This window comes from Gallaecimonas xiamenensis 3-C-1 (assembly GCF_000299915.1).
Classification (GTDB): Bacteria; Pseudomonadota; Gammaproteobacteria; order Enterobacterales; family Gallaecimonadaceae; genus Gallaecimonas; species Gallaecimonas xiamenensis.
The window spans coordinates 1-21,191 of the sequence record NZ_AMRI01000036.1; the positions used below are offsets into that span (position 1 = coordinate 1).

19 protein-coding genes are annotated in these 21,191 nt (G+C 56.2%); 4 read left to right on the forward strand and 15 right to left on the reverse strand.

Features of this window, described 5'->3' with window-relative positions; genetic code table 11:
• On the forward strand, nucleotides 1-422 hold a 422-nt coding region (locus B3C1_RS20490), incomplete at its 5' end, for an NAD(P)/FAD-dependent oxidoreductase (protein ID WP_008486567.1).
• A gap of 57 nt (nucleotides 423-479) precedes the next feature.
• On the opposite strand, the gene rplI is transcribed toward B3C1_RS20490, so the two are convergent.
• The 4 genes from rplI to rpsF are packed head-to-tail and all read right to left on the reverse strand — an operon-like array spanning nucleotide 480 to nucleotide 1,908.
• Nucleotides 480-932: a 50S ribosomal protein L9 gene (gene rplI, locus B3C1_RS17905; RefSeq protein ID WP_008486568.1), complete on the reverse strand. Its 453-nt coding sequence runs from the start codon at nucleotides 930-932 to the stop codon at nucleotides 480-482.
• A gap of 35 nt (nucleotides 933-967) precedes the next feature.
• Nucleotides 968-1,195, reverse strand: coding sequence for a 30S ribosomal protein S18 (gene rpsR / locus B3C1_RS17910; RefSeq protein ID WP_008486569.1), 228 nt, complete (start codon nucleotides 1,193-1,195; stop codon nucleotides 968-970).
• Nucleotides 1,196-1,207: 12 nt separating this feature from the next.
• Nucleotides 1,208-1,516 (reverse strand): primosomal replication protein N, encoded by a 309-nt coding sequence (gene priB, locus B3C1_RS17915; RefSeq protein WP_035482732.1) that lies wholly within the window; start codon nucleotides 1,514-1,516, stop codon nucleotides 1,208-1,210.
• Nucleotides 1,517-1,521: 5 nt separating this feature from the next.
• Nucleotides 1,522-1,908: a 30S ribosomal protein S6 gene (rpsF, locus tag B3C1_RS17920; protein WP_008486572.1), complete on the reverse strand. Its 387-nt coding sequence runs from the start codon at nucleotides 1,906-1,908 to the stop codon at nucleotides 1,522-1,524.
• Nucleotides 1,909-2,090: 182 nt separating this feature from the next.
• Between rpsF and B3C1_RS17925 the strand changes: the two genes are divergently transcribed.
• The gene (locus B3C1_RS17925) at nucleotides 2,091-2,825 is read left to right on the forward strand and encodes a DUF481 domain-containing protein (protein WP_008486573.1); all 735 of its coding nucleotides are present in this window, start codon (nucleotides 2,091-2,093) and stop codon (nucleotides 2,823-2,825) included.
• Here the strand turns inward: B3C1_RS17925 and rlmB are convergent.
• Entirely contained in the window at nucleotides 2,813-3,553 is a 741-nt protein-coding gene (rlmB, locus tag B3C1_RS17930; RefSeq protein WP_008486574.1) for a 23S rRNA (guanosine(2251)-2'-O)-methyltransferase RlmB, read from the reverse strand. The genes B3C1_RS17925 and rlmB overlap by 13 nt on opposite strands.
• An 8-nt stretch (nucleotides 3,554-3,561) precedes the next feature.
• On the reverse strand, nucleotides 3,562-5,913 hold the full coding sequence (gene rnr / locus B3C1_RS17935) for a ribonuclease R (protein WP_008486575.1): 2,352 nt from the start codon (nucleotides 5,911-5,913) through the stop codon (nucleotides 3,562-3,564).
• A 135-nt stretch (nucleotides 5,914-6,048) separates the two neighbouring features.
• Here rnr and B3C1_RS17940 point away from each other — a divergent pair, with 135 nt between their 5' ends.
• A complete protein-coding gene (locus tag B3C1_RS17940; RefSeq protein WP_008486576.1) occupies nucleotides 6,049-7,836 on the forward strand; it encodes a sulfatase-like hydrolase/transferase in 1,788 nt (595 codons plus the stop codon).
• Here the strand turns inward: B3C1_RS17940 and B3C1_RS17945 are convergent.
• On the reverse strand, nucleotides 7,827-8,429 hold the full coding sequence (locus B3C1_RS17945) for a tetratricopeptide repeat protein (protein WP_008486577.1): 603 nt from the start codon (nucleotides 8,427-8,429) through the stop codon (nucleotides 7,827-7,829). The genes B3C1_RS17940 and B3C1_RS17945 overlap by 10 nt on opposite strands.
• Before the next feature lie 170 nt (nucleotides 8,430-8,599).
• Here B3C1_RS17945 and B3C1_RS17950 point away from each other — a divergent pair, with 170 nt between their 5' ends.
• On the forward strand, nucleotides 8,600-11,275 hold the full coding sequence (locus B3C1_RS17950; RefSeq protein ID WP_008486579.1) for a TonB-dependent receptor plug domain-containing protein: 2,676 nt from the start codon (nucleotides 8,600-8,602) through the stop codon (nucleotides 11,273-11,275).
• 640 nt (nucleotides 11,276-11,915) lie between these two features.
• Here B3C1_RS17950 and B3C1_RS17955 read toward each other — a convergent pair.
• From B3C1_RS17955 to hfq, 8 genes are all read right to left on the reverse strand, one after another.
• On the reverse strand, nucleotides 11,916-14,591 hold the full coding sequence (locus B3C1_RS17955) for a TonB-dependent receptor domain-containing protein (RefSeq protein ID WP_035482734.1): 2,676 nt from the start codon (nucleotides 14,589-14,591) through the stop codon (nucleotides 11,916-11,918).
• A 194-nt stretch (nucleotides 14,592-14,785) separates the two neighbouring features.
• Entirely contained in the window at nucleotides 14,786-16,081 is a 1,296-nt protein-coding gene (locus tag B3C1_RS17960) for an adenylosuccinate synthase (RefSeq protein ID WP_008486582.1), read from the reverse strand.
• A gap of 64 nt (nucleotides 16,082-16,145) precedes the next feature.
• On the reverse strand, nucleotides 16,146-16,334 hold the full coding sequence (locus B3C1_RS17965) for a DUF2065 domain-containing protein (RefSeq protein WP_008486583.1): 189 nt from the start codon (nucleotides 16,332-16,334) through the stop codon (nucleotides 16,146-16,148).
• Nucleotides 16,331-17,491 carry an aminotransferase class V-fold PLP-dependent enzyme gene (locus tag B3C1_RS17970; RefSeq protein ID WP_008486584.1) on the reverse strand — a complete coding sequence of 387 codons (1,161 nt, stop codon included), beginning with the start codon at nucleotides 17,489-17,491 and terminating at the stop codon, nucleotides 16,331-16,333. Before B3C1_RS17970 ends, B3C1_RS17965 begins: the two co-directional genes overlap by 4 nt.
• A 39-nt stretch (nucleotides 17,492-17,530) precedes the next feature.
• Entirely contained in the window at nucleotides 17,531-18,418 is an 888-nt protein-coding gene (gene hflC / locus B3C1_RS17975) for a protease modulator HflC (protein ID WP_008486585.1), read from the reverse strand.
• A 3-nt stretch (nucleotides 18,419-18,421) separates the two neighbouring features.
• On the reverse strand, nucleotides 18,422-19,573 hold the full coding sequence (hflK, locus tag B3C1_RS17980) for an FtsH protease activity modulator HflK (RefSeq protein ID WP_008486586.1): 1,152 nt from the start codon (nucleotides 19,571-19,573) through the stop codon (nucleotides 18,422-18,424).
• A 21-nt stretch (nucleotides 19,574-19,594) separates the two neighbouring features.
• Nucleotides 19,595-20,905 carry a ribosome rescue GTPase HflX gene (hflX, locus tag B3C1_RS17985; protein WP_008486587.1) on the reverse strand — a complete coding sequence of 437 codons (1,311 nt, stop codon included), beginning with the start codon at nucleotides 20,903-20,905 and terminating at the stop codon, nucleotides 19,595-19,597.
• A gap of 22 nt (nucleotides 20,906-20,927) precedes the next feature.
• A complete protein-coding gene (gene hfq / locus B3C1_RS17990; protein ID WP_008486589.1) occupies nucleotides 20,928-21,191 on the reverse strand; it encodes an RNA chaperone Hfq in 264 nt (87 codons plus the stop codon).

Consider the following 21,191-nt stretch of genomic DNA (forward strand, 5'->3'; position numbering starts at 1 on the left):
GGTTTTCACAACCTCTGGCCACTCCCATCAAGGCCGCCTTCGTGGAAAGCGACAGCATCCAGTGGCTGGCCCTGGACTCGGACAAACCCGGTCGCCTGGCCCAGCCCCAGCGCTGGGTGCTGCACGCCACCAGTGACTGGAGCATCCGCAATCTTGAACGAGAGCCGGAGGAAGTCATCGCCGAGTTGACGGCGCATTTTTTCGAACTCTTGCGCCTGCCCTATGTGGAGCCGGACGAGAGCCTGGCTCATCGCTGGCGCTTTGCCAGGGGCAGCCTGGAGTCGGGGGCCGCCTTTGACTTGCCGTTGCGCCTGGGCTGCGGCGGTGATTGGAGCCACGGCGCGCGGGTAGAAGGGGCCTGGCTGGCCGGGCAGGAACTGGCCGAGAAAATGCTTCACGCCCTGCAACGCAGCGACGGCTGACAGCCAATAAAAAAGCCGCCCTGAGGCGGCTTTTTTGAGCGGTAGAGACTGCTTAGCTTAGGCTTCGGCAACCAGAACCACTTTGATGCTGGCGAATACGTCGCTGTGCAGTTGCAGTTCGACGTCGAACTCGCCCAGGTTGCGCAGGGCACCTTCAGGCAGTTTAACTTCGGACTTGGCAACGGCAACGCCTTTGGCGCTGATGGCGTCGGCGATATCGCGAGTACCGATAGAACCGAACAGCTTGCCTTCGTCACCGGCTTTAGTGGCGATTTCAACGCTTTCCAGACCTCTCACCTGCTCGGCACGGGCTTCGGCAGCGGCCAGAACTTCAGCCAGTTTGGCTTCCAGTTCGGCGCGGCGAGCTTCGAAATGAGCGATGTTGTCGCGGGTAGCCATAACAGCTTTACCCTGCGGGATCAGGAAGTTACGAGCGTAACCAGCTTTAACTTTGACGTGATCACCCAGGCTGCCCAGGTTAGCGATCTTGTCCAACAGAATGACGTTCATTGACGATTCCTCTCAACTCTTTCCCAGGACGGACCTTACTTGTGCAGGTCGGTGTAAGGCAGCAGAGCCAGGTAGCGGGCGCGCTTGATAGCACGGGCCAGCTGGCGCTGATACTTGGCGCTGGTACCGGTGATACGGCTGGGGACGATCTTGCCGCTCTCGGTGATGTAGTTCTTCAGAGTTGCGATGTCTTTGTAATCGATTTCAGTGACGCCTTCTGCAGTGAAACGGCAGAACTTGCGACGACGGAAGAAACGGGCCATGGGGCTTATCTCCTAATTCAACAATTCGATGTGCTGGGCATGCAGTACCGTTTTTGCCAGGCCGTCTCGGCCCATATGGCTGACCAGAAAACCGGTCACGGTTACGGCAGAACCCATCTGTAGTTCCCGGGTTAGCGGATCCAGTTCTGTCCCACTGGCCACTACGGCTATGCGCAGTCTGGCCTGCCTGGCCATATTGGCCTCGTTCTGCGTGGAGACATGCTCCAACCAGAACTGGCAGTGGGGGATCCCGGCCGGGCTCTTGCTGCGCCTAGGCGCTTTGGCAAGGTGCCCGTCTATCTGCACCCGGTTACGTTGCACTTGCCTTACTCGGCGCTGGCCTCTTCGGCTTCAACGCTCTCTTCGCGATCGTCGCGACGCTCACGACGCTCTTCCTTGGCTTTGGCCATGGGAGAAGCTTCGGTCACAGCGTGCTTGGTACGCAGGATGGCGTGACGCAGGATGGCGTCGTTGAAGCGGAAAGTGCTTTCCAGCTCGTCAACCACTTCTTGAGTGGTCTCTACGTTCAGCAGAACATAGTGGGCTTTGTGCAGCTTGTTGATCGGGTAAGCCAGTTGACGGCGGCCCCAGTCTTCCAGGCGAGTTACTTCACCACCACCGTTTTTAACGGCACCAGTGTAGCGCTCGATCATGCCCGGAACCTGCTCGCTTTGATCAGGGTGAACCATGATCACGATTTCGTAATGACGCATGATTGCTCCTTACGGGTTAGTAGCCTCACAAGCCGGCTCAGTCGTGGACCGGTGGGGAGGCAAGGAGAAACAAACAACGACTGATATAAGGGCGCAAAGTGTACAGAAAGAGAATGCGACAGACAAGGCAGATTTTAAGGCCCGACGCGGGCTACAATGCCGCTTCATAAGGAGGAAGACGAATGCGTTTGCTGTGCCTGTTGTTGTTGGTCGCCACCCTGCCCGTCTGGGCCCTGGTGCCCCCCTATTATGGGAAGTCCGAACAGGAATACCGCTGGGCGGCAGAAGCCGAAGTGGGCCTGTCCTCAACCCGGGGTAACACCGAAGTGGAAACCTACAACAGCCGGCTCAAAGTGGCCCTGGATACCGACCGTACCCACCAGGAGGCCACCTTTACTTCCAACTTCTCCCGGGACGGTGAAACCACCAGCGCCGAACGCTACAAGCTTGAGCTGCAGTCCGACGGCAAGTTCTGGCCCAACTATTATCTCTTTCTGCGCGGTTCCCAATTATTTGACCGCTTTGGTTCCTACCAATCGGAAACCACCGTCGCCTCGGGTATAGGTACCAACCTTATCAGCAAGCGCTTTACGTCCCTGAAATTCGAGATAGGGCCTGGTTACCGTTTGCAGGAAGTGCCGGATGAAAGCGAAGACAGCGACAATCGCGAAGCCATTGTGCGCTCGGTACTGAAATACGAACGGCGTATCCACGAGCGAACCCGCTTCAACGCCGGTATTGAGTTGGAAGCCGGTAACGAGAACACCATCGGCATGCTGGATGCGTCCTTTACCAACCAATTGTGGGGTGACCTGGCCCTGAAGCTGGGCTTTTACTACCGCTACACCGAAGTGGTGGACCCGGATAAGTCCAACTACGACACCCAGTCCACCCTCAACCTGCTTTATACCTTCTGACGCTGGCGCACCACCTCGAACAGGCAGACGCCGGTTGCCACTGACACGTTCAGGCTGGACACCAGCCCGGCCATGGGAATGGCCACCAGTTCGTCGCAGTGTTCACGGGTCAGGCGCCTAAGGCCCTTACCCTCGGCGCCCATGACGATGGCCAAGGGGCCGGTGAGCTGGACACCGAACAGCTCTTTGTCGGTCTCGCCAGCAGTACCCACTACCCAGATGCCCTTGTCCTTGAGGGCCCTCAAGGTCCTGGCCAGGTTGGTTACTTCCACCAGGGGCATGGTTTCTGCGGCGCCACAGGCCACTTTACGCACTGTGGCGTTTAGGCTGGCCGAGTTGTTCTTGGGCACGATAACGGCGGTGGCGCCGGCAGCATCGGCGGTGCGCAGGCAGGCCCCCAGGTTGTGGGGATCGGTGACGCCATCCAGCACCAGCAGCAAAGGCTGCTGGGCCTTTTCCAAGATCTCGTCCAGCTTGTTTTCATTCAGGGCCTTGGCCGCCTTGATCTGTGCCATTACCCCTTGGTGCACTGCCCCTTTGGACTTGTCATCCAGGGTCTTTTTAGAGACCCATTCGATGGCCAGTCCCATGGCTTGGGCGTCGGCAATCACCTCGGCCAGGCGCTGGTCCTGGCGTTCCCGGGCAACCCAGAGTTTGACCAGGCTTTCCGGTTGGCGACGGATGGCCCCGTCGATGGCATGGATACCGAAGATCCAATCCTGACTCATGTTGCCTCTTACTTCTTCTTACGGGGCTTACCGCCCTTGGGCGGATGGGATTTCTTCTTCCTGCCTTTCTTATCGGCAAAGTTGTCGGCCAGGACCTTGGCAACATCTTTCTTGTCGCCCTTTTTCACCAGCTTGCCACTCTTGAGGCCGTCGCGGACCGAGGGCTTGCGGCTGCGGCTTTCAGTGCCCAGCACCAGGTCGATTTTGCGCGAATCCAGGTTCACAGCAGCGACCCGTACCTCGATGCGATCGCCCAGGCGGTAGCGTTTGCCGGCGCGCTCACCCACCAGGGCTTGCTGGGTCGCGTCGAAGTGGTAGTAGTCATTTTCCAGGCTAGTGACATGCAGCAGGCCTTCGATCAACAGATCGTCCAAACGTATAAAGAGGCCGAAACTGGTGGCAGAGGAGATAACCCCGGTGAAGACGTCCCCCACATGGTCCTGCATGTATTCGCACTTGAGCCAGTCGGACACTTCACGGGTGGCGTCGTCGGCGCGGCGCTCGGTCATGGAGCAGTGCTCGCCCATGGCGTCCATCTTGTCTTCGCTGTAGACAAAGCCGCCTTCGGCGCCGACCTCGGCCTGGCCCTGCTTGGCCAGCACCGCCTTGATGGCCCGGTGCAGGATAAGGTCGGGGTAGCGGCGAATGGGCGAGGTGAAGTGGGAGTAAGCCTGCAAGGCCAGGCCAAAGTGGCCACGGCAGTCGGACTCGTAGATCGCCTGCTTCATGGAGCGCAGCAGCATGGTCTGGATCAGTTCGGCATCGGGCCTGTCACCAAGTTTTTCCAGCAGCTTGGTGAAGTCCTTGGGTTCGGGTTCCAGGCCGCCCCCCATGCTCAGGCCCAATTCTCCCAGGAACTGGTGGAAATTGGAGATCTTCTCTTCGTCCGGCAGGTCATGCACCCGGTACAGGCAAGGCACCTTGTGCTTTTGCACGAACTTGGCGGAGGCAACGTTGGCGAGGATCATGCACTCTTCGATGATCATGTGCGCCGTCACCCGGTGCAGGGGCACTACCTTTTCAATCTTGCGCTCGGCGTTGAACAGGAACTTGGTTTCCTGGGTTTCAAACTCGATGGCGCCACGCTCTCTGCGGGCCTCTTTCAGGGCCCCGAACAGGTTGTGCAATTCCTCCACGTGGGGCAACACGGCCGCATACTGGCTGCGCAGCTGTTCGTCGCCGTCCAGCATGGCCTGCACCTTGTTGTAGGTGAGACGGGCCTTGGAGTGCATTACCGCCGGGTAGAACTTGGCCCCGGACAGGTTGCCCTTATCGGACACCGTCATCTCGCAGACCATACAGAGGCGGTCTACTTCTGGGTTGAGGGAGCACAGGCCGTTGGACAGCACTTCCGGCAGCATGGGAATGACCTGGGACGGGAAGTACACAGAGTTACCCCTGTTGTAGGCTTCCTTGTCCAGGGCGGTACCCAGGCGCACGTAGTGGGAGACGTCGGCAATGGCCACCCACAGGCGCCAGCCCCCGGATTTTTTGGCTTCGCAGTATACGGCGTCGTCAAAGTCGCGGGCGTCTTCACCGTCTATGGTCACCAGCGGCAGGCTGCGCAGGTCTACCCGGCCGGCCTTGTCTTCTTCGCGGACCTCTTCGGTGAGGCCAGCGATTTCCTGTTTGACTTCCTCGGACCAGCTATGGGGCAGGTCGTGGTTGCGAAGGGCAATCTCGATCTCCATGCCGGGGGCCATGTGCTCGCCGAGGATCTCCACCACTTTGCCCACCGGGCTGAAGCGGGTGCTGGGGCGCTGGGTCAGTTCCAGCACCACCACCTGGCCGGCACGGGCGCCGCCACGGGCGTCGTCAGGGATCAGGATGTCCTGGGCAATGCGCCTGTCGTCCGGCACCACATAGCCAATGCCGTCGTCACGGAAATAACGGCCAACCAGCTGTGAAGAGCGGGCTTCCAGTACCCGGACTATACGCCCTTCCACACGGCCACGGCGGTCGGTCTTGATGGGCTGGGCCAGTACCAGATCGCCGCTGAAGGCCTTGTACATTTCGGTGTTGGACAGGTACAGGTCCTCGCCCCCTTCCACCTTGACGAAGCCAAAGCCGTCCGGGTGCCCTTGCACCCGGCCCTTGATAAGGTCCATACGCTCGGTCAGGGCATAGGCCTTTTGGCGGGTAAAGACCAGCTGGCCGTCACGCTCCATGGCGCGCAGGCGGCGGCGCAGACCTTCTTGCTGGTCTTCGTCGTCCAGGGCCAAATGCTGGATGAGGGCCCTGAGGCTTTGGGGTTTGCCGAGCTGGCGCATCTCTTCCATGATGGCTTCGCGGCTGGGAATGGGGTTGTCGTAACGCTCTGCCTCTCGGTCGGCAAAGGGGTCCTTGATGGGGTCGCGCATGGCGGTCTCACTTGCTGAGTTTGCGTCCATTATACGCGGGCGCCACTAGTAACATAGTGTTTCTCTTTATTCCTTGGGGATAGAAGCCGGTGTTGGGCACAATATGCCCCGTTTTTCCCCATTGGTTTTTCAGACATGCCGTTTATGTCTCGGGTCAGCCGGTTCTGGTTGCTGGCCCTGCTGCCGTTGGCAGCCCTGCTTTGGCGTTTTTCCGCCTTTATGCCGCCGATGACCCCCTTGTCGGCACTTTACTTGGTACTGACCCTGGTGGGGTGGTACGGCCTTTTGCTGGGACTTTTAGCCCTGGCCTCAAGCCTTTTTGCCCTTTTGCCAAGGCGCTTGGGGGCAACCCTGGTAGTGGTGATGGGCGCCTGCGCCGGCGCCCTGGCCTGGGTGGATCTTGAGGTATTCGAACAGTATCGCTTCCACCTCAGCCCTTTTGTCTTCGATCTCTTTTTCAGTGAGCCAGGTGAAGTCATCAGCTTTTCCTGGCTAACCTGGCTGGCCGGTATTGCCGCCATGCTGGGTTGCCTCTTTATCTGCGTTGGTCTCTGGCATTTTAGCCGTGCCCGCTGGCCCAGTTGGCCGGCCTGGACCCTGGTGGCCCTGTGTTTCCTGTCCAGCCAGCTTTGGCATGCCGTGGCCGATGCCAGGGCCGACAGCCGGATAACGGTGCTGACCCGCAATCTACCCGCCTACCAGCCCCTGACCGCCAAGCGTTTTATGGTCAAACATGGTTGGGCAAAGGCCCACACCGAGACCCAGGCCCTGGATTTTCATCAAAAGGGGGCGCTGCGCTATCCCCTGTCGCCACTGAGTGCCCACCCCAAGCAAAAGCTTAACGTGCTTTATCTGTTGGTTGACGCCTGGCGGGCAGATGAACTTAATCCCCAGGTGGCACCCAATATCAGCACCTTCGCCAAAAGCCCGGACACCAAGCGCTACCTCAACCATTACAGCGGCGGTAACTCCACCCAGGCCGGGATCTTCTCCCTTTTTTACAGCCTACCCGCAACCTATTGGGGCGCCTTTGCCGGCAGCCAGCAAGGCCCGGTGCTGATGGACTGGTTCAAGGAGAACGATTACGCCTTCGGTATCTATGGGTCGGCCACCCTGCGCAGCCCCGCCTTTGACAAGACGGTGTTCTCCGGGATAAGCCCGCTCCATTCCCAGGCCGGGGAAGAAAAACGCTGGCGCCGCGACAGCAACAGCGTCGAGCAGTTCGGCCAGTTCCTCGAACAGCGCGATCCAAAGCAGCCTTTTTTCGGTTTCCTGTTCTTTGACGCCGTGCACGCCTACGATTTTCCGCCCGACTTTGAGTCCAAGGTAGAGCCTTACTGGCAGCGGGTAGACCATATAAAGCTCAACAACGATTTCGACCCAACCCCATATCGCAACCGCTACCGCACGGCAGTGCGCTATGTGGACAGCCTGGTGGGCAAAGTGCTGGAGCAGCTCAAGGCCAAGGGGCTGCTGGACAACACCATAGTGGTGATCAGCGCCGATCACGGGGAAGAGTTCAACGATCACCACAAGAACTACTGGGGCCACGGCTCCAATTATTCCGATGCCCAGGTCAAGGTGCCCCTGGTGATCCACTGGCCGGGTAAGGAAGGGGGAGAGGTGAGCTACCGCACCAGCCACTTCGACCTGGTGCCGACCCTGGCCCAGGATCTCTTCGATGTAGAAGCGCCATTGACGGACTACAGCCTGGGCCAGCCCCTGTCACGGCAAGGCGACAGACCCTGGCTGTTGGTGGGCAGCTACTATAACTACGCGCTTAAAGGGAATAACGAGATGGTGGTGGCCTACCCTACCGGGCAGACCGAACTCTTGAGCGGTGACCTGTCGCCGTTGCCGGGGCGCCCCCCAGCCCAGGCCATCAAGGCGGCCCTGACCTGGATGGGGCGTTTTTATCGCTGAGAAATGCGGGCAACCACGGAAGGTGGCAGCTGCTTTTCCAGGCGCGCCACCATCTGGTGGGCCTGCTGCCATTTGCCCTTGTCGGGAATGATGGCGTTTTTCAGTTCGGTCAACGCCAGTTCCTTGTCTTCGGGGATGCCGTAGCCCTTGCTGGCCAGATCGGCAAAGCGCAAGGTGGCCTTGAGATTGTGTGAGCGGGTTGCCATGCGCAGTAATGTCATGGCCCTGTGCATGTCGGTCTGTACCCACTTGCCGGTGGCATAGTAGCGGCCAAGTTGCTCCATGGCCTCCGGCAGGCCCTGGTTGGCCGCCCTTTCGATATAGGTGATCCCCAGGGTCACATTAGTGGGCACGCAGATACCGTGCGCCAGCATATCCCCCCAGGTAAATTCATAGGCCGGCACCTTGGCCACCTCGGCACGCGCCTCAATGTCCTGCACCAGTTGGCAATCGTCGTCCAGCACCCGTCTTAGGTGCTTGTTGATGGCGATAAGCTCCAGCAACTCGTCCTGGTCGTACACCTGTACCGGTTGCACTTCTTCCGCCGCCATCACAGGCAACGCCAAGAACATAAGTGAAATCAGATATTTCATGGCCTATCCCCCTCAATCTTCCCGTTATCGGACGAAGCGCAAGGATCTTTAGGTGAAAGGATGAAAACACCATTTGGAAAAAATTTCACAAATGGTAACGTCCACATAACCTCTCGAAACCAATTTTACATTCGGTTGCGTGAGTTCAGGGAATGACTGAGGAAAACATAATGATAGAAAAGAAAAATATTGCAAAATTCGTCCAAATGACGCTGTTGATGAGCGCAGGTGCTGCCATGTCAAACATGGCATACGCAGCTGATGACGAAGCTTCTGTACAGGATGACAAGAAAGTTGAGCGTATTGAAGTCACCGGGTCCCGTATCAAGCGGACCGACATCGAAGGTGCTTCACCGGTTGTTGTGATCGATGCCAGCGAGATCTCTCGCCGTGGTTTCACATCAACATTTCAAGTTTTGGATTCACTGACCCAAGCAACAGGCTCCAAGCAAGGTGAGCAGTTCACCAACTCTTTCACGCCTGCCGCCCAAGACGTTAACCTCCGCGGGCTCGGTGGTGGTCGTACTCTGGTCCTGTTGAACGGACGCCGTGTTGCTGACTACCCTCTGCCGTTCAACGGCCAAAGCAACTTCTTTAACTGGTCAACTATCCCACTGGCCGCCGTTAAGCGCGTCGAAATTCTCACCGATGGTGCATCTGCCATTTACGGCTCAGACGCCATAGCTGGCGTAGTTAACGTCATCACCAAAGATCAGGTGGATGAAACCACTATCAGTGCCCAATTCGGCACCACCACCAATGGTGGTGGCGACTCCAAACAGTTCCAAGCCACAACGGGCTTTGAATTGGGCTCTTCAAACTGGGTTGTATCTGCCGAGTATAAAGAGAACAAGCCGATCTACGGTAAGGATCGTGACTGGCTCAACTCCTATATGGATAACCCGAACCCCAGCAGCCGATACCCATCCCTAGCGATCATCGACATGGACTGGAATGGTGGCGCCAACTTCGGTAAAGGCGAACTGCCCAGCCCTGACGCCTGTATCAACTCCGAGTCGGGTTATGTTGCGGCCTACAGCCCCAGCCGCGCAGACTATTGTGGCGGCGATCTGACGGGTGACGAATCCTTACGTGCCTATCGTGAGAACCTCTCCCTGTACGCCCACGGTGAAATGGATCTGACTGACAACATCAGCCTCTTCACAGACATCCTCTACTTCGATACGTCCGTAGAGAATTCTGGCGCCAAGCTGTTCTGGGGTGGCTACTCCTTCGATGACACTCGCGGGTTACGTCGTTACCAACGTATCTTCAGCAGTAGCGAACTGGGCGCCAACATTGACACCAGTGATGAAACTACCACCAACGTCACCCTGGGTTTGAAAGGTGTGTTGGCAGGTCAATACGATTGGGAAGTTTCCTACACCGACAGCCGTTATGATCTGAAAAGCCGTACCCGTCGCTTTAAAGAAGAAGCGATCGACCTCTACTTCCTGACCGACAGGGATTACGGTATCGGCAGCGCCATCGGCTCCGGCGTGCGTAACTCTATCTTTTCACCGCTGTCACAAGAAACTTTGGCAGGCCTAACCGGCACCCAAAAGCAAGATGCTGATTCGTCTATGAAACAGCTGACCGGTATCATTGGCGGTGACCTGTTCGAGCTGCCGGCCGGTATGGTGCAGTTTTCTGCTACTGCGGAATACTCCAGCCAGGACTACAGCATCGACCTGGATGAGCGGACCCTCAATAAAGATGGCTTTGGTTGGTCAGGCCTGACAGGCACTGAGGGTGGTGGCGACCGTGACCGCTATGCTGCTGGCATAGAGTTCTTGGTGCCTGTGTTTGAAGGCTTTGACCTATCCCCCGCTATTCGTTATGACAAATATGACGATGGCTCTTCTGTCGGTGGTCGTTTTACCAGCCAGATTAAGTTCACCTATCGCCCTATCGACGAACTGATGTTCCGTGGTGGTTGGTCTCAAACCTTCCGTGCCCCTGACATGCACTATCTGTTTGCCAAAGACAGCGGTTTTTACACCAACGTTGTGGACACCTACCAATGTGACCAAGACGGTGAAGGCAGTGCTGCCTGTGAAAACACTGTCCAAATCCAAGGTAACCGTTCAGGCAACTTGGATCTGAAAGAAGAGAAGGGACAAAACTTCAGCCTGGGTCTGGTGGCCGAGCCCATCGAGAACCTCAGCTTTACCATCGACTACTATAAAATTGAGCTTGAAGACGTTGTTTACGACATCTCAGCACAACGCCTGGTCAATGATGAAGCGGAGTGCCGTGATGGGTCACGTGACCCCAACTCCTCCTACTGCCAATTTGTCTTCAGCAAAGTCATTCGTGGCGGTAGTGGTGGCAGCGCAGGGGACATCGTTGAGGTGGGTACCTATCCCATCAACCAAGCCAAGCAGAATCAGTCTGGGTTTGACGCTTCCGCCTCGTACAAGTGGACCACCGACTACGGCGATCTGAGCGTCCAGCTCGGTTACACCATCGTTACCAAGCTGGAAGAGCAGGTCTTCCCTGACGATCCCATGACCTCTATTCGTAGCTCCGGTTACGACCCCCGTTCCAAGGTCAACGGTTCCGTCACCTGGAGTACCGACAAGTACCAGGCAACTCTCTATGCAGACCGTACCGGTTCTACTCTGAACTATGATGAAGACGGTCGACTGAGCGGCTGGACAAGGTTCAACTTGACAGCGGGCATGGAGCTGACTGATAACGTCGGTCTGGGGATCACCGTCAATAACCTCTTCGACGAGCGTCCGCCGGAAGACAAAAACTGGACCGCCTGGCCTTACTTTGATCGCAGCTACTACAATGCTGTTGGTCGTGAAGTATTCGTCAGTACCACAGTCCGTTTCTAAGGAAAACATTGGTAAAAGCCGCTCTCCTGAGCGGCTTTTTTATAATTCTATTTTGTTAGTCAGTACAACTCACAAGAAACAGCTGGAGAGCAACATCTCAGATAATGGATAGAGATAGCTAAACGCCTTGAAACCAGCTGCGAACAATTAATCTTTACTCTCCATCGGATTAATAAAATCACTTCACCCACACTCCCAATTCATGGATTTAATATAAATATGGGTGTGATGCTCTAGTCAACAGTAGTCTTCATCAGGTTTTAAAATAAACAAATAAAATAAATCATGCTTTACGACAAGCCTTTCGAATAAATTTCATTCTGCAATGGCACATCCCATTTCAATTAAAGAACATTACTAAACTACCATGCTCATATTAATTCTCACCCTAGCTTTAACTTAATCCATATCACAACAGACTTTGAGGTCTCCTATCAGGGCTTGGAGCTATATCCAAAAAAGAAAACTGCATCATAAAGAGTCAACTTCGCCAGATATTAAGGATCAACCTGATGTGCAGCGCTGTCAGCAGCTGCAATATTGAGCGCTGTTCTACTTCAATAATGGTGCCTTTGATAAGTGGACTTCGATTGGCTATAAAAAAGGCCACCTTCCGGTGGCCTTTTAGCTGGTGTGACGCTTAGAACCTAACAGTGGCGTTGACGAAAACCTCACGACCGATAGCGTTATATTGCCCTCGGTAGAAATAAGGCCAGCTTGGCCAAGTATCATCTTGAGGGGGACGCTCGTTAGTCAGGTTATTCACATTCAAACCTAGGCCAACATTGTCATTTACCCTCATAGAAGCCGTCAGGTTGGCTGTAGTCCATGAACCGATACGACCATCTTCGTCATAGTTCAGGATGGATCCCAAACGACGAACGAATAGGGTTACCGCGTAGTCGTCATTATTCCAACCGATTGAACCATTGACTATGGTACGAGGGTCATAGCTTGCTGAACGTATAGATTCCATTGGATCAGTCGGGAAGATACGCTCCTCGTACTTCAAGGTATTGGAATAACCAAGCTTGAATTTGAAGTCCCCCATATCAGTCATCAGGGTGTACTGGCCACTGACATCAATGCCGTCCAACCGGAACTCAGACTGGTTGATGGGTCCAACTTTAATCTCTTCCAGTTCGTCAGGATCCAAGGCGTTACCACGGACAACCTTGCTCAAGACGTTCTGGCAGAAGGCAGAGTTGATGTCACGGTCACCCAGACGGCAATCTGCTTCATCGTTCATCAGCGTTTGTGCATCTTCGTCATTGACGACGTCTTCCAACTCAATTCGGAAGTAATCAATGGTGAAGCTCAAGTTTTCGATAGGCTCAAATACCACCCCGAAAGAGTATGTATCACCCGTCTCTTCCTTGAGTTTGATATTACCTGCACGTTGCCCGAAGGGGTTTTCACCACCATCACAGTCGTAGTTGGCATCTGATTCGCAACGGTAGGTATCTTCAACAGAAGTGTAGAATCCAGACGGCGCCGCAAACAGATAGTGCATGTCAGGGGCACGGAAGGTCTGAGACCAACCACCACGTACCATCAGCTGTTGAATGGGTCGATAGGTGAACTTCAGCTGGCTAGTAGCACGACCGCCCACAGAAGAATCATCCTCATACTTGTCATAACGGACAGCAGGGTTAAGTTCAAAACCCTCGAAAACCGGTATTGCTAATTCAAGACCAACTGCATACCGTTTGCGGTCACCACCACCCTCGGTACCTGTCAAGCCCCACCAGCCCTGTCCCTCACTATTAAGGGTGCGCTCATCCAGGTCAATGTCGTATCCCTGCTTGGAGTACTCGGCTGAAACAGCAAATTGCATGGTACCAGCCGGAAGTTCTAGCAGATCACCTGACAAGTTGGCCGACAACTGCCTCATATAGGAGTCGCCTTTCTGGCTTTGACGCCCGGTGAGATCACGCATGTCTTCAGGAGAGACAAAGTCGTAGATGGAATGGGCACCTGGACCAGGATAACCGTAAGGCCCCAGATTGACCGTGTCCATGTAGTAAGCGTTGATGGCTTCTTCTTTGAAGCGTGTTTGACCACTGTCAGTGTTGTAAGTGCTGTCGGTATAGGCCACTTCCCAATCGTAGTCTGCAATTACACCTCGCAGACCCACACTGATATTCAGTGTGTCTTCGTCAAAGTTAGCCTCTTGGGGGCCTGTTTCCGCAGGAGAAAAAATACGCTGTAGACCTTGGGCCACCACTTCATCATTTTCATCCAGGTAAGTGATGTTATCACCCCACCAGAGACGGAAGTTCCGTTGTGAAACCTTGGATTTCCAATAAAGGATGTCGGTGAAAGCCGACATGCTGTCATTTATTTCATATTGCCCAGAGACAAATACCGACTTGTTCTCTCGATAACTACGAAGGGTTTCTTCACCGTTGCTGTCATAACCACAATAACGGCCTTTACCTGGTCGATAGGATAGCTCGTAACCGGTTCCGGAATTAAAGCACTGCTCATCATCGGGAGCGACGTAATTACCGGTGAAGAGGTCGTAGGTCAAAATCGCACGAGCAGGGTAACGGGTATTGGGGTCTGGATTATCCTCGTAAGAATCCATCCAGTCCCTATCCTTACCATAGATAGGGTCCTGCTCATTCCACTCGGCAGTAACCACCCAGTTAGATTTACCCAAATCAAAACCAGTGACCAACTGCAGTTTTCTGGAATAACCGGCCCCTTCTGTGGTGTAGCCATAGGTGCCGGTAATGGTCGTATCATCAACTTGCTTCTTGGTGATGACGTTCACAACACCAGCAATAGCGTCAGAACCGTATATCGCCGATGCACCATCAGTTTGGATCTCAATACGCTCTACAGCCGCCAACGGTATTGTTGACCAGTTGAAGAAGTTGCTCTGGGAGTTATAAGGCAAAGGGTAGTCTGCTACACGGCGACCATTCAGCAATACCAAAGTGCGCCCAGGGCCAAGGCCCCGCAGGTTGATATCCTGGGCCGCAGGGGTAAAGGAGTTAGTATATTGTTCACCTTGCTGCGAACCCGTAGCCTGAGTGAGGGATTCTAGAACTGAAAAGGTGGAAGTGAAGCCTCGCTCAGCGATCTCCGATGCAGAGATCACGACTACCGGAGAAGCACCCTCTATATCAGTCCGCGCAATACGCGAACCTGTAACTTCAATACGCTCAACTTTCTTGTCTTCTTGGGCTACCTCATCTTCAGCAGCCAAAAGTGGCATGCTAGCTACTGAGCCAGCGCCTAGCAGCAACGCCATTTGGACGAACTTTGCGATACTTGTCTTGTCTCTCATTTTGTTTTCCTCTGTCATTCCCTGACCTTGCACCCTCGTTATGTTCGAGATTGTTTGCACAAGGTTAACGCAAAGTTAACACCGTCCTTCCTGGCAAGGTAGCCTCATTTGATGTTCACCGACGAATTTGTGCGCTTCGTCGTGTATACAAGACTTTGATAAGTACAAAAAAGCCGCCCCTGAGGGCGGCTTTTTCTAAGGACCAAGGCTTATTAGGCGAAGGGATGACGCAGCACCATGGTTTCGATGCGGTCAGGGCCGGTGCTGATGATGTCGATAGGTACACCGGTCAGCTCTTCGATACGCTTGATGTAGGCCTGGGCGGCGGCCGGCAGGCCTTCGACTGTGGTCACACCAACGGTGCTCTCGCTCCAGCCCGGCATCTCTTCGTAGATAAGCTCAATACCGTCGAAGTCTTCGGCGGCCAGGGGAGAGACTTCCACAACTTCGCCGCTGGGCAGCTTATAGCCGGTGCAGATCTTGACGGTTTCGAGGCCGTCCAGTACGTCCAGCTTGGTCAGGCAGAAGCCGGTGATGGAGTTGATCTGCACGGCGCGGCGCATGACAACGGCATCGAACCAGCCGGTGCGGCGCTTACGGCCGGTAGTGGCGCCAAATTCCTTGCCCACGGTACCCAGGTGGTGGCCGACTTCACAGTCCAGCTCGGTGGGGAAAGGACCGCCGCCAACACGGGTGGTGTAAGCCTTGACGATACCCAGCACGTAATCCAGATGGCAGGGGCCGAAACCGGAACCAGTCGCTACACCACCGGCGGTGGTGTTGGAAGAGGTCACGTAGGGGTAGGTACCGTGGTCCACGTCCAGCAAGGTGCCTTGGGCGCCTTCGAACAGGATGGGCTCACCGGCTTTGCGGGCCTTATCCAGCAGGTCGGTCACGTCAACGGTCATGCCCTTGAGGTACTCGGCCATGGCCATGGCTTCGCTCAGGGTCTCTTCGAAGGAGACCGGCTCAACCTTGTAGTACTGGGTCAGCATGAAGTTGTGGTGGTCCAGCACTTCCTTGAGCTTCTCGGCGAAACGCTCGGGGTGGAACAGATCGCCAACGCGCAGGGCACGGCGGGCCACCTTGTCCTCGTAGGCAGGGCCAATGCCGCGGCCTGTGGTGCCGATGGCCTTGTTGCCACGGGCTTTCTCACGGGCCTGGTCGATGGCCACGTGGTACTGGAGGATAAGGGGACAGGCCTCGGAGATCTTCAGGCGCTCTTTAACCGGCACACCCTTTTCTTCCAGCATGGTGATTTCGCGCATCAGGGCGTCAGGCGCCAGCACCACACCGTTACCGATGAGGCATTGCACGTTTTCACGAAGGATACCGGAGGGGATCAGGTGCAGAACGGTTTTTTCACCGTGTATGACCAGAGTGTGACCCGCGTTGTGACCGCCTTGATAACGGACCACATAAGCGGCTTTGTCGGTTAGAAGGTCGACTACCTTGCCTTTGCCTTCGTCACCCCATTGGGTGCCAAGGACCACAACATTTTTGCCCATTGTCTCTCTATGGAACGCTGCTTAAAAACAGATTCTACCAGAAAAGATTGGAAGGGTTTAAGGCCTAATGTTTGACCAGCCAGGCCAACAGCCCTCCAAGCACCAGCATTACCAGCCCTATTTGCCTGATCACCCTAGGTTTTTGCTGAGACAAATCCGCCATTAATTGCTGCCATTTCTGTGGCATCAGGGCTGGCCCCAGTCCTTCGAGTACCAACCAAAGTGCCAACAGTTGCCAAAAAGTGTCGCTCATAAGCTCGCCAATGCCTTGAGGTCGATATCCTCTAGCTCATGATAAGGCGCAAACCCAAAACGTAGCCGATCGCCACGGTAGTCGGTGAGGATCCCTTGGCTGGCCAGGTAGTCGGCTAGGCGCTCGGTGCTGGCGGCATCGGGTAGGACGAAGGTCAGGAAATGGCCATGTAGGCCCAGATCCCGTGCCAATAGCTGACCCCGATGCAGCAGAGGGCTGGCCACGGCATCCAACTCGGCCAAAAAGCGCTGCTGCAACTGCTGAACGTGCCGATGCACAGCCTCGATGCTGATGCCGTCCTGTTGCCACCAATCCAGGACCGCCAGCAGCCGGTACAGGGCCGACATATCGAAGGTGGCACCGGCAAAGCGCATGCCGTTGTCGGCATATGCGACTGCCCCCTCGCGGCTTTGGTGCAGGGCACCAAACTCGGCATACCAACCAGTGTTGACGGGTCGCAAGGTGCAGCCCGGTGGCACCGCCATAAAGCAGCAGCCCTCCCCGCCCTGGGCATACTTGTAGCTGCCCGCCAGATAAAAGGCCCTGTGGGCTATGGCCGACAGATCGGTAGGCAAGGCCCCAAAGCCGTGATAGCCATCCACCACCACCATGGTCTCTGGGTCCGTTACTGCCGCTACCAAGCGGTCGATATCCCCGGCCACGACACCGGAGTTGAAAAATACCTGGCTGAAGAACACCAGATCCCAGCCCCCTTGTTGGGCCTGGGCTGCAAAACGCGCCTCGAAGTCGGCAAAGGGTTGGGTAGGCACCCGCACCACCTGGGCCAGGCCTGCTTCTTCCAGGCGCAGACACTGGCGGGTGAAGGAGTGAAATTCGCTGTCGGTGGTGAGAATACGCCAGGGTCGCCCGGCAGGCAGGCAGGACAGCAGCCGCACCACAAACTCGTGGGTATTGGGGGCAAAGACCAGTTGGCCAGGGTCAGGAAGCATCAAGAGGCGAGCCAGGTGGCTTTGCACCCTTGGCACCTTCTCGGTAAAAAAGTGACCCCACTTGTCGTCCACCCACCTGGCTGTGTCATCCCAGTAGGCCAGTTGGGCATCCCGGGTGACGTCAGGCCAGAAATGGTGGCTATGGCAAGCGTAATGTTGCTGGCCCTGGTGATGGCGCAAAAATCCTTGGTAATGGCCCTTAAGCATGGTTCCCCCAAAAGAAAGCCCGGCGAACCGGGCTTGATATTATTTTTGTTTTTCCGCGCCTTTCATGTAGCGGAAGAAGTCGCTGTCTGGTTTGAGCACCATGACATCGTCTTTACTGCTGAAGCTCTTCTTGTAGGCTTCGAGGCTGCGCAGGAAGCTGAAGAACTCCGGATCCTGGGCGTAAGCCTTGGCGTAGATCTTGGCGGCGATGGCATCCCCTTCACCACGGATGGTACGGCTCTGCTGCTCGGCCTTGGCCAATTCCACTGTTACCCGGGCGTCAGCATTGGCTCGCATGTCCTCGGCTTCCTTCTTACCGGTGGCTCGGGACAGGTTGGCATGGCCCAGGCGCTCGGCGCGCATCTGTTCGAAGATGGCGTTGGACACCTTGGGAGGCAGGTTGATCATCTTGACCCGCACGTCCACCACTTCAATACCCAGGGGTATCGCCGCTTCCTTGACCTGGGCCAGAGCCTGAGCCATCAATTCGGAGCGGGAGCCGGAAACGATATCGGCAATGCTGCGGCTACCGAACTCGTCGCGCAGGCCGTTATAGACCTTGGGCTGGAGGCGGCTCTCAGCCAGGGCGAAATTACCGCGCTGGTTGTTGTTGTAGAAGGTCTCGAAGTCTTTGATACGCCATTTCACGTAGGCGTCCACCAGCAGTTCCTTTTGCTGATCAACAACGAAACGCTGCTGATCGGACTTGAGGTTCTGCAGGCGAGCGTCGAGCAGGCTGACGCTGTCAATCAGGGGCACTTTGAAGTGCAGGCCCGGTTCGTAAACCAGGGCCTGGCCGTCGTCGCCCTTAGTTACCTTCTGAAAGCGCAACAGCAAGGCGTTTTGGCCTTCATTGACCACAAATACCGAGGCATAGCCCAGGATCAGCAGCAGGAAAGTGATGACGATGAGCAAAATACGGTTCATGTCTTAGTTCCTCCCTGTACGGTTGCCGCTGCGGTCGACAGCACGGGGATCGGCGGCGCTGTTGCCAAAGTCCGACAGGCTGTCGGTGGAGCGCTGCGGCATCTGGTAGATCTCGTTCTGGTAGTTAGGAGCGCTGCGACCCTTCTGGTTTTCCAGCATCTTGTCCAGGGGCAGGTACAGCATGTTGTTGGCATCGCTGTCCACCAGCACCTTGGAACTGTTGCTGAGCACCTCTTCCATGGTTTCGATGTAGAGGCGGTCACGGGTCACCACGGGGTTGGCCTTGTACTCGGGCAGCAGCTTTTCAAAGCGGGCCACTTCACCCTGAGCCTTGAACACCACCTGTTCCTTGTAGGCTTCGGCTTCCTGCTTGATACGCAGGGCCTTACCTTCGGCTACCGGTACCACTTTGTTGCTGTACGCAGTGGCTTCCCGTTTGAAGCGCTTCTCGTCTTCTTCGGCGGCAATGGCGTCTTGGAAGGCGGCGTTGACTTCGTCAGGCACGGCAGCAGACAGGAAGTTGACGTCGGTGATCTCCACACCCAGGTCGTACTGGGCAATGGTCTGTTCCAGCAGGGTACGGGTCTCGTTCCTGACCTTCTTACGGTCGGTGGAACGGGCGTCTTCCATGGTGTTATGGCCGATGACATAACGCAGGGACGCATCGATGGCCTGGGTCAGAGAGTCCACGGCGTCGGTGGCGCTGAACAGGAACTTGTAGGGGTTGGCGATGCGGTACTGGACCTCGATGGCGACGTTCACCATGTTCTCATCCTTGGTCAGCATAAAGCCTGACGCCGGAATGGAACGGGTTTGGCCAACATCGACGGGGTAGACCTTATCGATAAAGGTGGGTTTCCAGTGCAGGCCAGAGGCCACGGTTTCCTTGTAACTACCGAAATGCAGCACAACCCCTTGCTCGGCGTTTTTGATGGTATAGAAGCCAGATAGCCCCCACACCGCCGCCACCAGCACCAGGATCAACGCCAGCCCAGAGAAGGAAACACCCTTACCCGGGCCGCTGCCGAAGACTCCGCCCATGCGGGACCCCAGCTTCTTCATCATTTCGTCGAAGTCAGGAGGCCCCTGGTCGTTGCCTCGGGGCTTACCCCAGGGATCCTTATCCTTGTTATTACCCGGCTCATTCCAAGCCATTGTCTTCTCCCGTCGATTTTCTTACTGAAGCACTTTATCAGCAGGGTCAGAGACGATAAAGCGCAGCGCTGCGCCCTGTCCCTGCTTGTTGAGCCTTTGCCAGTCGATATCCGGCATCCTGACCTTGAGCAGCCACTGGCCCTGGTCGTCGATACGTTCCTCGGTTACCGCCTGGAGTGCAAAAAGTTCCGCCCTGAGTTTGCCTTGGGACGGCGGCAGGCACAGCGTGGCGCAGAACACCTCTTCTGACACCCGCTCGCTCAAGGCCTGAAGCAGCAGCTCCAGCCCCTGGTGTTTTTGGGCCGACAACCACACCGCCACCGGCGTGCCGTCGTCGCTCCTGTCGATACGGGGCGCCACATCGTCCAGTTTATCGAGCTTGTTGTAGACCATCAGCACCGGCACTTCATCGGCCTCGATTTCCTTGAGCACGTGCTTGACCTGCAAGGTGTTGTCGGCGGCCCTCTCGTCGGCGGCATCCACCACGTGCAGCAGCAGGCTGGCTTCGCGGGTCTCTTCCAAGGTGGCCTTGAAGGCCGCCACCAGATCGTGGGGTAGATGGCGGATAAAGCCGACGGTGTCGGCCAAGATCACCGGGCCCACGTCAGCCAACTGCACCTTGCGCAGGGTCGGATCCAGGGTGGCAAAAAGCTGATCGGCGGCGTAGACGTCGGCGCTGGTCAGGGCGTTGAACAAGGTCGACTTACCGGCGTTGGTATAACCCACCAGGGACAGGGTCGGCACTTCGCGGCGGCTGCGGGCACGACGGCCCTGCTCCCGCTGTTTGGCCACCTTCTCCAGGCGCTTTTGAATATGGGTGATGCGATCGCGCAACAGGCGGCGGTCCGTTTCCAGCTGGGTTTCACCCGGGCCGCGCAGACCAATACCGCCTTTTTGGCGCTCCAAGTGGGTCCATCCCCTGACCAGGCGCGTGGACAGGTGCTTGAGCTGAGCCAGCTCCACCTGCAGCTTACCTTCGTGGGTACGGGCCCGCTGGGCAAAAATGTCGAGGATCAGGGTGGTTCTGTCCAGCACACGGCATTGGAACAACCTTTCCAGGTTCCGCTCTTGTGCGGGACTCAGGGCATGGTTGAAAATCACCACTTCGGCGCCAAGGGCCTGCACCGTCTCGGCCACTTCTTCAGCCTTGCCGGTACCGATATAGAACTTGGGATGGGGGGCGTTGCGACGGGTGGTGACGACAGCCAGGGTGGTCACGCCCGCCGAGTCAACGAGCATTTTCAGCTCGTCCAGATCTTCCCGGTCTGACTCGGCGGCAAAGTCCACGTGAACAAGGACAGCCTGTTCGCCTGCTTCATAACGGTCAAACAAGCTTGGATAACCTCACTCGGGGTTAGGCGTTCTCTTCACTGCCGCCATTGGCGTTGGTACCAGCAGAATACTGCTGCATGGACACGGGGCGCGCCGGTACCACAGTGGAGATCGCATGTTTGTAAACCATCTGACTCACGGTGTTTTTGAGCAAAACAACGAATTGGTCGAAAGATTCGATTTGTCCCTGCAATTTGATGCCGTTAACCAGGTAAATGGACACTGGTACGCGCTCCTTGCGCAGTGCGTTCAGGAAAGGATCCTGCAAAGATTGCCCCTTAGCCAT

Coding starts and splice junctions, on each gene's coding strand:
- rplI (WP_008486568.1), bottom strand. CDS start 932: ATGAACGTCATTCTGTTGGACAAGATCGCTAACCTGGGCAGCCTGGGT.
- rpsR (WP_008486569.1), bottom strand. CDS start 1,195: ATGGCCCGTTTCTTCCGTCGTCGCAAGTTCTGCCGTTTCACTGCAGAA.
- rpsF (WP_008486572.1), bottom strand. CDS start 1,908: ATGCGTCATTACGAAATCGTGATCATGGTTCACCCTGATCAAAGCGAG.
- B3C1_RS17925 (WP_008486573.1), top strand. CDS start 2,091: ATGCGTTTGCTGTGCCTGTTGTTGTTGGTCGCCACCCTGCCCGTCTGG.
- rlmB (WP_008486574.1), bottom strand. CDS start 3,553: ATGAGTCAGGATTGGATCTTCGGTATCCATGCCATCGACGGGGCCATC.
- rnr (WP_008486575.1), bottom strand. CDS start 5,913: ATGCGCGACCCCATCAAGGACCCCTTTGCCGACCGAGAGGCAGAGCGT.
- B3C1_RS17940 (WP_008486576.1), top strand. CDS start 6,049: ATGCCGTTTATGTCTCGGGTCAGCCGGTTCTGGTTGCTGGCCCTGCTG.
- B3C1_RS17945 (WP_008486577.1), bottom strand. CDS start 8,429: ATGAAATATCTGATTTCACTTATGTTCTTGGCGTTGCCTGTGATGGCG.
- B3C1_RS17950 (WP_008486579.1), top strand. CDS start 8,600: ATGATAGAAAAGAAAAATATTGCAAAATTCGTCCAAATGACGCTGTTG.
- B3C1_RS17955 (WP_035482734.1), bottom strand. CDS start 14,591: ATGACAGAGGAAAACAAAATGAGAGACAAGACAAGTATCGCAAAGTTC.
- B3C1_RS17960 (WP_008486582.1), bottom strand. CDS start 16,081: ATGGGCAAAAATGTTGTGGTCCTTGGCACCCAATGGGGTGACGAAGGC.
- B3C1_RS17965 (WP_008486583.1), bottom strand. CDS start 16,334: ATGAGCGACACTTTTTGGCAACTGTTGGCACTTTGGTTGGTACTCGAA.
- B3C1_RS17970 (WP_008486584.1), bottom strand. CDS start 17,491: ATGCTTAAGGGCCATTACCAAGGATTTTTGCGCCATCACCAGGGCCAG.
- hflC (WP_008486585.1), bottom strand. CDS start 18,418: ATGAACCGTATTTTGCTCATCGTCATCACTTTCCTGCTGCTGATCCTG.
- hflK (WP_008486586.1), bottom strand. CDS start 19,573: ATGGCTTGGAATGAGCCGGGTAATAACAAGGATAAGGATCCCTGGGGT.
- hfq (WP_008486589.1), bottom strand. CDS start 21,191: ATGGCTAAGGGGCAATCTTTGCAGGATCCTTTCCTGAACGCACTGCGC.